The 9,280-nt window shown below is 64.2% G+C and carries 11 protein-coding genes; 3 read left to right on the top strand and 8 right to left on the bottom strand.

All coding sequences use genetic code 11. The features are described 5' to 3' along the window. The coding region (locus tag WCB02_RS20270; RefSeq protein WP_423960803.1) for a hypothetical protein at positions 1-194 on the bottom strand (194 nt) is incomplete at its 3' end. 130 nt (positions 195-324) lie between these two features. Here WCB02_RS20270 and WCB02_RS20265 point away from each other — a divergent pair. Further along, positions 325-783: a nucleoside deaminase gene (locus WCB02_RS20265; protein WP_423960801.1), complete on the top strand. Its 459-nt coding sequence runs from the start codon at positions 325-327 to the stop codon at positions 781-783. 262 nt (positions 784-1,045) lie between these two features. Here the strand turns inward: WCB02_RS20265 and WCB02_RS20260 are convergent, their stop codons facing one another. Beyond that, the gene (locus WCB02_RS20260) at positions 1,046-1,951 is read right to left on the bottom strand and encodes an alpha/beta fold hydrolase (protein WP_423960800.1); all 906 of its coding nucleotides are present in this window, start codon (positions 1,949-1,951) and stop codon (positions 1,046-1,048) included. 115 nt (positions 1,952-2,066) lie between these two features. Here WCB02_RS20260 and WCB02_RS20255 point away from each other — a divergent pair, with 115 nt between their 5' ends. After that, positions 2,067-3,299 (top strand): acyl-CoA dehydrogenase family protein, encoded by a 1,233-nt coding sequence (locus WCB02_RS20255; RefSeq protein WP_423960797.1) that lies wholly within the window; start codon positions 2,067-2,069, stop codon positions 3,297-3,299. A gap of 84 nt (positions 3,300-3,383) precedes the next feature. On the opposite strand, the gene WCB02_RS20250 is transcribed toward WCB02_RS20255, so the two are convergent. From WCB02_RS20250 to WCB02_RS20225, 6 genes are all read right to left on the bottom strand, one after another. Continuing rightward, positions 3,384-4,016 carry a hypothetical protein gene (locus tag WCB02_RS20250; RefSeq protein ID WP_423960795.1) on the bottom strand — a complete coding sequence of 211 codons (633 nt, stop codon included), beginning with the start codon at positions 4,014-4,016 and terminating at the stop codon, positions 3,384-3,386. Further along, positions 4,013-5,293, bottom strand: a complete 1,281-nt coding sequence (purD, locus tag WCB02_RS20245) for a phosphoribosylamine--glycine ligase (RefSeq protein ID WP_423960793.1) — start codon at positions 5,291-5,293, stop codon at positions 4,013-4,015. Before purD ends, WCB02_RS20250 begins: the two co-directional genes overlap by 4 nt. Before the next feature lie 238 nt (positions 5,294-5,531). Next, the gene (locus WCB02_RS20240; RefSeq protein WP_423960792.1) at positions 5,532-5,837 is read right to left on the bottom strand and encodes a winged helix-turn-helix domain-containing protein; all 306 of its coding nucleotides are present in this window, start codon (positions 5,835-5,837) and stop codon (positions 5,532-5,534) included. 4 nt (positions 5,838-5,841) lie between these two features. Beyond that, positions 5,842-6,405 carry a hypothetical protein gene (locus tag WCB02_RS20235; RefSeq protein ID WP_423960790.1) on the bottom strand — a complete coding sequence of 188 codons (564 nt, stop codon included), beginning with the start codon at positions 6,403-6,405 and terminating at the stop codon, positions 5,842-5,844. Next, complete coding sequence (locus tag WCB02_RS20230) at positions 6,402-7,385, bottom strand: alpha/beta hydrolase (protein ID WP_423960805.1); 984 nt, start codon at positions 7,383-7,385, stop codon at positions 6,402-6,404. The genes WCB02_RS20235 and WCB02_RS20230 overlap by 4 nt, the downstream gene beginning before the upstream one ends. Before the next feature lie 37 nt (positions 7,386-7,422). Next, positions 7,423-8,430: an alpha/beta hydrolase gene (locus WCB02_RS20225; protein ID WP_423960787.1), complete on the bottom strand. Its 1,008-nt coding sequence runs from the start codon at positions 8,428-8,430 to the stop codon at positions 7,423-7,425. Positions 8,431-8,557: 127 nt separating this feature from the next. Between WCB02_RS20225 and xseA the strand changes: the two genes are divergently transcribed. Further along, on the top strand, positions 8,558-9,280 hold a 723-nt coding region (gene xseA, locus WCB02_RS20220), incomplete at its 3' end, for an exodeoxyribonuclease VII large subunit (protein WP_423960785.1).

Here is a 9,280-nt window from a genome sequence, read left to right as displayed (position 1 = left end):
GCTGTGCTATCGTCGCGACGGCGCGGCGGGCGACCCTCGCCAGAGGCGCGCTTGTCGCCCTCCCCTTTGCCGGCAAAGCCGCGCTTGGCAAACTTCTTCTCCGGTCCCCGTGCGGCACCGGAGCGGCCTTTGCCGCCGGAGGGCCGGTCACGCCGGCCGCGGGAGGCGTTGTCTTTGTCGTTGTCGCGGGGCATGAAAGGTCTCACTGAGGGGCAGGACTGAGGTGCAGCGACGAATGGCGATCCGCGCGCCGTAAACGGCGCATGTGACGCAAAACCGGGATCCACTTTTGCTGAAGGTGCATCTCCTAGCAGGTTTCCTCCGATGATACGAGGCATGAACGCCCCCTCATTCATGGATTTGGCGCTAAAAACGGCGGAAAATACCGGAAAAGCCGGCGAAGTTCCGATCGGATGCGTGATTGTGCGGGATTACGAAGTGATCGCGACCGCCGGCAACCGGACGCTGACCGATCGCGATCCGACCGCGCATGCCGAAATCCTGGCGATCCGGCAGGCCGCCGAGCGGATCGGCACCGAGCGGCTGGTCGACTGCGACCTCTACGTCACCCTCGAACCCTGCACCATGTGCGCCGGCGCGATCTCGTTCGCGCGTATCCGCAGATTGTATTATGGCGCGGCGGACCCCAAGGGCGGCGCGGTCGACTCCGGCGTGCGCTTCTTCGCGCAGCCGACCTGCCATCACGTGCCGCAGGTCTATTCGGCGGTCGGCGAAACCCGCGCCGCGACACTGTTGAAGGAGTTTTTCCGGGAGCGGCGGTGATGAGGGGATGTTCGCCGGCCCCACCTGAACCGTCGTTGCGAGCCCTTGCGACGCAATCCATCCCACCTCCGAAAGTCAAAGATGGATTGCTTCGTCGCAAGAGCTCGTGGCAATGACGAGGAATGGCCGTGCCCGCCGTCTTCCTGTCATCCTCCGCGAAAGCGGACGGTCCAGTATTCCAGAGGTGGCAGTGCTTGAGCCGAGACGCCTCGGCCTGCTGGATACCCCGCATGCGCGGGATATGACGAGTTGTCCTTGTGACCTACCGCGCCAGGAAGAACTCCCGCAGCAGCTTTGCCGTCGCGTCCGGATTTTCTTCCGTCAGGAAATGCCCGGAATCCACCGGCGCGCCGGTGACGTTGGTCGCCCAGTTCTTCCAGGTACCAAGCGGCGTCGCCGCGGCAGACGCGATGCCGGCATCGCCCCACAGCGCCAGCATCGGAATCGTGATCTTCTTGCCCGCCCCCACATCGGCCCTGTCGATCTCGTAATCGGCATAGGCGCCGGCGCGGTAGTCCTCGCACATCGCGTGAATGCGGGACGGATCGCGGAAGGGCGCGAGATAGTGCTGCAGCGCGCGTGGATCAATCGCGTCGAGCGTCTTCGACTTGGTCTGGCTCGCCATCTTCTCCCTGAGGAAGAACTCGCCCGCGCCTGCGATCAGCGTTTCCGGCAGCGGATAAGGCTGCGCCAGGAAGGTCCAGTGATAGATCTTCAGCGCGGAGAGCCGGTTCATGCGCTCCCAGTAATCATAGGTCGGCAGGATATCCAACACCCCGAGCCGCGACAGCCGGCCCGGATGATCGAGCGCCAGCCGATAGGCCACGCGGCCGCCGCGGTCGTGGCCGGCGAGCGCGAAATGGACGTGGCCGAGCTGCTCCATCGCCTCGATGATCGTCTGTGCCATCGCGCGCTTGGTGTAGGGCATATGGTCCTTGTCGCTTTCGGGCATGTCGGACCAGCCGTAGCCCGGCAGGTCGGCAATGATCAGCGTGAACTTGTCGGCGAGCTGCGGCGCCACGACGTGCCACATCACATGCGTCGAGGAAAAGCCGTGCAGCAAAAGCAGCGGCGGCCCCTCGCCGCCGACGCGCGCGAAGATGCGGCCAAAGGAGGTGTTGATCCATTTGGATTCGTAGCCGGGAAACAGATCGGCAAGATCGGGCATCGCTTCACTCCCTCGCAGGTAACCGCTTCAAACTTTGTTTGGCGTTGCCGCTGGCACGCCCCGGCGTTATGCCATTGCTCAAGTCAGAGCATCAAGAACCAACAGGGAAAACGCCATGTCGATCGATTTCGAAATTCCATCCGAGGCCAAGGCGATCCGCGAGCAGGTGCGCAAGTGGGTGCACGAGGAATGCATCCCCGCGGAGAAGGAACTCGAGTCCAAGCCGTTCGACGAGGTGCTCGCCAGGCTGCGAACCAAGGCGCGCGCCCAGGGCCTGTGGTGCCCGTTCGTGCCGAAGGAATATGGCGGCATGGGGCTCGGTCCGCTCGCCAATGCGCTGGTGCAGATGGAACTCGGCGAGAGCCTGCTCGGCGCGCTGTCGATGAACACGCAAGGACCCGACGATGCCTCGATGCTGACGATCCTGGCCCATGGCACCGACTACCAGAAGGAGAAATTCCTCAAGCCCCTTTTGAACGGCGAGAAGCGCATCTGCTTCTCGATGACGGAGAAGGCGGCCGGCGCGGACGCCACGGGGATGCAGACCTCGGCGGTGAAGGACGGCAATGAGAATTACGTCTTGAACGGCGAGAAGTGGTTCTCATCGTCGGCCAGCGTCGCCGACATCGCGCTGGTGATGGCCAAGACCGATCCGAACGCGCCGCGTCACCGGCAGTATTCGACCTTCATCGTCGAGCTGCCGAACCCCGGCTACCGCATCAAGCGCAACATCAAGAACATGGCGATCGAGGGCCCGCACTCGGATGAGGTCCATGGCGGCCATTCCGAGATCGAGATCAAGGATCTGAAAGTTCCGGCCGATAATCTGCTCGGCGGCGAAGGCAATGGTTTCAACATGGGCCAGCACCGCCTCGCCTATGGCCGGCTGCGCCATGGCATGCACAACATCGCGAAGGCCCAGCGCGCGCTCGACATGGCGGTCGCGCATGTGACAACGCGTTCGACCTTCGGCACGCTGCTCGCCGATCGCCAGGCGGTGCAGTTCATGCTCGCCGAATGCGCCAGCCAGCTCTATATCGGACGCCTGATGCTGTTGCACATCGCCTACAAGGCTGAGAAAGGCCTTGATCTCCGGCAGGAGAACTCGATCGCCAAGGTCTATCTGGCTCATATGGTGCACCATGTGATCGACACCGCGATCCAGCTGCACGGCGCGCTCGGCTTCAGCCAGGATACCATCCTGGCGCAGTGGTACACCCAGGTACGCTCACAGCGGCTGGTCGATGGTCCGGACGAAGTGCACAAATGGAAGGTCGGCCGCAACGTCATCAAGGCGTTCCGCCAGCACGGCACCACGGCGTCCGCCGCGGGCGGAGATCTGCTCTGATGGCAACGATAAAGGCTCATATCTCATCATGCCCGCGCTTGTCGCGGGCATCCAGGTCTTGTCAGCGAGCATTGCATGATCCTATCAATTAAACGGGTCCTGCGCGGCGTTCGGCGCAGTCGTTTGCCTGATGCGTCGCACGATGATCGGCGAGCCGTCCGACTCGAACTTCAACTGATAGGTCTGGCCGTGCCGGTCCCTGGCGCTGCACGAAATGCTGGAGATCTTCCGCGCCGCGAAGCTGCCGACCTGCTCGCAGGTTCCCGCCGACAATTCGACCAGCGGCACCGGCAGGCCGTCGGCCTTCGGCCGGTCCTTGGATTTCAGCAGCATGCTGTCGACGGGCAGTTCGTAGATATTGTCCTGCGAGCGCTGGCCGTTGATACCCGAGAACGAGATGATATGGGTGGCATCAGCGGGATCATCGAGCACGACGGTAAAACTGACGCGACCATGTTCGCCATGAAAGAAACCGATGGTCCGGCAGGCAAAATCGTGACCGGCGATCCTCAGCGTCGGGCATCGCCCCGACATCAGGGCATAGATATCGATGTCCGGATCGGCGCGCGCGATGTCATCGGTCAGGCTGGGAGCAGGCGTCTCGGCCACGCACGGACTCACCACGCAGGCCATGGCGATGGCCAACACAATCTTTCGAAACCGCATCGTCATGGTCGGTCCATCATCGACTGCGGCGCGCACCGGCTCCTCGTTCACTGCTGTCGCTCCTGCTCCGCCGCCTGCCAGCCGATATCGCGCCGGCAGAATCCATCAGGCCATTTGATGCGATCGACCGCCTGATAGGCGCGCGCCTGCGCCTCGGTGACGGTCTTGCCCAGTGCGCACACGTTCAGTACCCGGCCGCCATTGGCGACAATGGCACCCTCCCTGGCTGCCGTGCCGGCGTGGAAAATCTCGACGCCCTCAACCATGGCGGCGTCATCAAGTCCCTCGATGCGGCTGCCCTTCTGGTAGTCGCCGGGATAACCTTTTGCGGCCATCACCACCGTCACCGCCGCATCGGCAACCCAGCGCAGCGCAAAATGTCCGAGTTGGCCATCGCAGGCGGCAAGACAGGCCGGCACGAGGTCCGACATCATCCGCAGCATATGAACCTGACATTCGGGATCGCCGAAGCGGACGTTGTATTCGAACAGTTTTGGGCCCTGCTCCGTCAGCATCACGCCGGCATAGAGCACGCCACGAAACGGGATGCCGCGCGCCTTCATGCCGGCGACCGTCGGCAGGATGATCCTGCCCATGATTTCGTCGTGCAGTTCCGGCGTCACGAACGGCGTCGGCGAATAGGCGCCCATGCCACCGGTGTTCGGCCCCTCGTCGTGATCGAACACGCGCTTGTGGTCCTGCGCGGACGCCAGCGGCAGCGCGGTTTCGCCGTCGCAGAGCGCAAAGAAGCTGATCTCACGCCCTGCGAGATATTCCTCGATCACGACCTCGGCGCCGGCCGCGCCGAAGTGGCCCGCGAACATCATCGCCACGGCGTCTTCCGCCTCGCTGATCGTGGTCGCGACCACAACGCCTTTGCCTGCGGCGAGTCCATCGGCCTTGACCACGATCGGCGCGCCTCGTGCGCGCACATAAGCGAGCGCGCCGGCCGCATTGTCGAACCGGCGATAGGCGCCGGTCGGAATGCCGAACTCGGCGCACAGATCCTTGGTGAATCCCTTGGAGCCCTCGAGCTGGGCCGCCGCCTTGCTCGGCCCGAACGCCTTGACGCCGACGGCTGTGAGATCATCGACAATCCCGGCAGCAAGCGGCGTCTCGGGGCCGACCACGACCAGTTCCACCGCGTTCGCCTTGCAAAACGCGATCACGGCGGCATGATCTGAGATGTCGAGCGCTACGCATTCGGCCTCGCGCGCGATCCCGGCATTGCCGGGGGCGCACCATAATTTGGTGACCAGCGGCGAGCCCGCGATCTTCCACGCCAGAGCATGTTCGCGGCCGCCGGAACCGAGCAGAAGAATATGCATGAAGACAGGCCAGCAGAGGAAAATTCAAGCTTTGTCGGTCGCACGAGTCCGCCCTCTTCTGCAAGGGGGGAAGCCAACCCGATACCGCGAAACGTTCCGCCGCCAACCAACCAGCGTCATTCCGGACGGCGCGCTCCAGCGCGCCGATCCCGAATCTCGAGCTTGGCTTGCACCGGCGCATGCAGCTCGAGATTCCGGGTTCGCTCGCTCTGGCGAGCGCCCCGGAATGACGGCGGGATTACTTGGCGCCACCGGATGCCGCGATGATCTCCTGCAAGGTCGCGACATGGCGGGCAAAAGCGCCGCGGCCGGTGGCGGAGGCGATGACCGTGGTCTGCGGCTTCTTGCCGACGAATGCCTTGTCGACCGAGACATAGCCGGCTTTCGAGAGGGTTTCGATATGGGCGCCGAGATTGCCGTCGGTGGCGCCGGTCAGCTTTTTCAGCCGGGCGAATTCCAGTCCGCTGCCGGCTGGCAGCGCGTTCAACGCGGCCATGATTCTGAGCCGCAGCGGCTGGTGGATGATGTCGTCGAGTTCGGCCATCACGCTAGCTCCGGCGCATCCAGATTCCGCCCAGGATGAGCCCGCCGCCATTGACGAGCGCCATCCAGGGCAGGAACGCAAAACCGGTGATGAAGACATAGCCGATCAGCGTCAGCGCGCTGATGCCGAGACCGATGGCGACGAAGGCGCGGCCGAACCAGAGGCCGGCAAGGGTGTAGAACAGCATGAAATAGATCGGCCAGAAGGCGGCGAGCTGGCGCGGTCCGTAATGCCCGAACACCTCCGAGCACAAATAGCCGAAGACGAAGAACAGCAGGTAGGCCATCAGCATCCGGCCATCGAAGGCATGCGCGCGGCCGGTTTGCCGATGGATGAGAGCACTGATCAGAACCGTGCCGAGGGCCCCCACGATGTTGATGGCGATCCAGATAGAATAGCCGTGGCTCGGCCAGAGATAGTTCGCGACATTGCCGGCAAGCACCAGCCCGCCCCACCAGATCATGATCCGGCTGGAGAAGTTGTAGATCTGCGACTGTCGCACGCGACGGACGATATCATCGATGTCCGACAGCGCCGACGCGGCTTCCTTGGCATCGACGTCCGTCATGATCCGCCACCGGGTTTCGCGACATCGTCGGCGATCGCGGACACCGCCGCCGGATCACCGACGATGCCCATGTGATTGACGCCGTCGATCAACCTGATGGACACACGTTCGCCGAGGGCATCCTTGTATTTGTCGGGGAACATCAATTCGTCGGCGGCGCCGGCGAACAAGCTGACCGGCTTGCGGGCGGCCGCCAGATCGCCGCGAAAATCGGCCGTCGTGCCGAAATTGCGCATCAGCCGATACGAGTAGGTCGATGCCAGGATCGCGCTTGTATCGGCGCCAACCGCGAACGCAAGCGTCGGCAGCGATTCGCAGCAGAGGATGCCGAGGCGGCGCAGCAGCGTCAGGCCGAGGAAACGCGGAATGTCGGGGCTCGCCCACCCGCCGGCATCCTCGCGGCTCGACGGCGCGTCGTAGCCGAGATAGGGCGAAAGCAGCACGGTGCGCGCGAACAGGTTCTGGATCGGCGAGCCCGCGATGCGCAGCGCGAATCCGCCGCCGGAGGAATGGCCGAGCAGCGTCAGCGGTGCGGTGGGGCTGGACTTGCGGATTTCCGCGACCAGATCGGACAGATCGTCCTCGAGCTGGCCGAGATAGACGATATCGCCGCGCGTGCCGGAAGCGCCGTGGCCGCGGATGTCGGGCGCGTAGCTGTCGACCCCATGCAAGGCAAGCGCCTTGGCCAGCGCGTGGACGGCGATGCTCGATCCCGACGAGCCGTGCACGACGACGGCAACCTGGCCGCTCGCCGGCCCGAGCGCGGGATAATGCCGGTAGGCCAATTCGGTGCCGTCGCGGGCATGAAACCGCTCGATGGCAGGCATATCGCTGCGATCCACCGCGCGCGCCGTATTCGCAATCGACATCAGCTCCGGTGGCCGCCGGATCGGCACGGCGATCATCGCAGCCAGAAGCAGGACGGCCAGGCCGATCGCAGCCAGAGCCCAGATCACTGCCTTGAAGCCGACTGACACCATTGTGGCCATCATCGCGTCATTCCTCCCTGGTCAGGCATCAGGCGCCCGGCGCCGACTTTGCGACGTCTTCGGCAATCGCCGACACGGCGTTCGGTGCGCTGACGATGCCCATGTGGTTGACGCCCGCGATCAGCCTGACACTGACGGGGTTCGCGAACCCGCGCACCGCGTCGACATATTTGTCGGCGAGCATCAGTTCGTCATCGGCGCCCGAAAAGATGGTGATGGGTCTGGTGGCCGCGGCGAGGTCGGCGCGGTAATCCAAATGAACCCCGAAATTGCTGCGCAAGCGCTCGCTGTAGAGCGGCACCAGGCGCGACGCGGAATCCGGTGGAACCGCGAATGCCAGCGTCGGAAGCGCGTCGCAGCAATCGATGCCCAGTCTGTGCAACACCATCAAAGCGAGGATGCGCGGGATGTCGGCATTGGCCCAGCCGCCCGAATTCGGCCGGTTGGTGGGAGCCCTCGGGCCGAGATAGGGCGCCAGCAACACCGTGCGCGTAAACAGGTTCTGGATATGCGAGCCGGCTATGCGAAGGGCAAAGCCGCCGCCGGCGGAGTGACCGATCAGCGTCAACGGCAAGTCGGGACGGATCTTGCGGACCTCGGCGACGAAGTCGGCCAGATCGTCCTCGAGCTGTCCGACATAGGCGATATCGCCCCTTGTCCCCGAAACGCCATGACCACGGATGTCCACCGCCCAGGTTTCCACCCCGTGGACGGCCAGCGCACTGGCCAGCGCGTGAATCGGACCCCCGCTCGAGCCGGACGAGCCGTGGATCACGATAGCCCCTCGCCCCGTCCCGGGACCGGCCGCAGGATAGTGGCGAAAGCCAAGCGCTGTGCCGTCCCGGCCCTGATACCGTTCGATGGCGGGCAAGGTTCTCATATCGACGGTGCCGCGTGCCGCCGAAATCGATTTGAGCTCGGGAGGGCGCACGAACGGCGTTGCGATCATCGCGGTCAACAGCAGGCCGACCGCGCCCGCCAGCCCAAGCGCCCACCCCAACAGTTTCAGCGGAAACCAAACGAGCCATTTCAGCATGATGTTCCTCCGCTTTTTTCAATACAGAGAACTCTGTATTACAGAGTTTAGAAAATCGCAAGCCCGGATTGGCGATCGGGTGCGAAACTCCCTAACTTGGACGCTCACCCGAGAGCTGATTCGCGCGATGCCTCCAGCCGAAGCCCTTATCAACGCACCGGAATTCACGGTGTCCGAGCTGTCCTCCGCGCTCAAGCGCACGGTCGAGGACGCCTATGGCCATGTCCGGGTGCGCGGCGAGATCACCGGCTTCCGCGGAGCGCATTCCTCAGGGCATTGCTATTTCGCGCTGAAGGACGAGGGCGCCAAGATCGAGGCGGTGATCTGGAAATTCGCCCATGTCCGGATGCGCTTCAAGCCGCAGGAGGGGCTCGAGGTCATCGCCACCGGCAAGCTCACCACCTATCCCGGCTCATCGAAATACCAGATCGTGATCGAAGCGCTGGAGCCCGCCGGGATCGGCGCCCTGATGGCGCTGATGGAAGAGCGCAAGAAGAAGCTCGCGGCCGAAGGTCTGTTCGACGCGGCGCGCAAGCAGCTGTTGCCTTGGCTGCCGGACGTGATCGGCGTCGTCACCTCGCCGACCGGCGCCGTGATCCGCGACATCCTGCACCGTCTCGCCGACCGCTTTCCGCGCCACGTGCTGGTGTGGCCGGTCAAGGTGCAGGGCGACGGCTCGGCCGAGCAGGTCGCAGCTGCGATCCGCGGCTTCAATGCGCTGCCGGAAGGCGGCAAGATTCCGCGCCCCGATGTCCTGATCGTCGCGCGCGGCGGCGGCTCGCTCGAAGACCTTTGGGGCTTCAATGACGAGGCCGTGGTGCGCGCCGCCGCCGAGAGCATGATCCCCCTC

Source organism: Bradyrhizobium sp. (assembly GCF_049581145.1).
GTDB lineage: Bacteria > Pseudomonadota > Alphaproteobacteria > Rhizobiales > Xanthobacteraceae > Bradyrhizobium.
The sequence above is the reverse complement of the archived record's forward strand: the minus strand, read 5'-3'. Positions and strand labels throughout refer to the sequence as shown.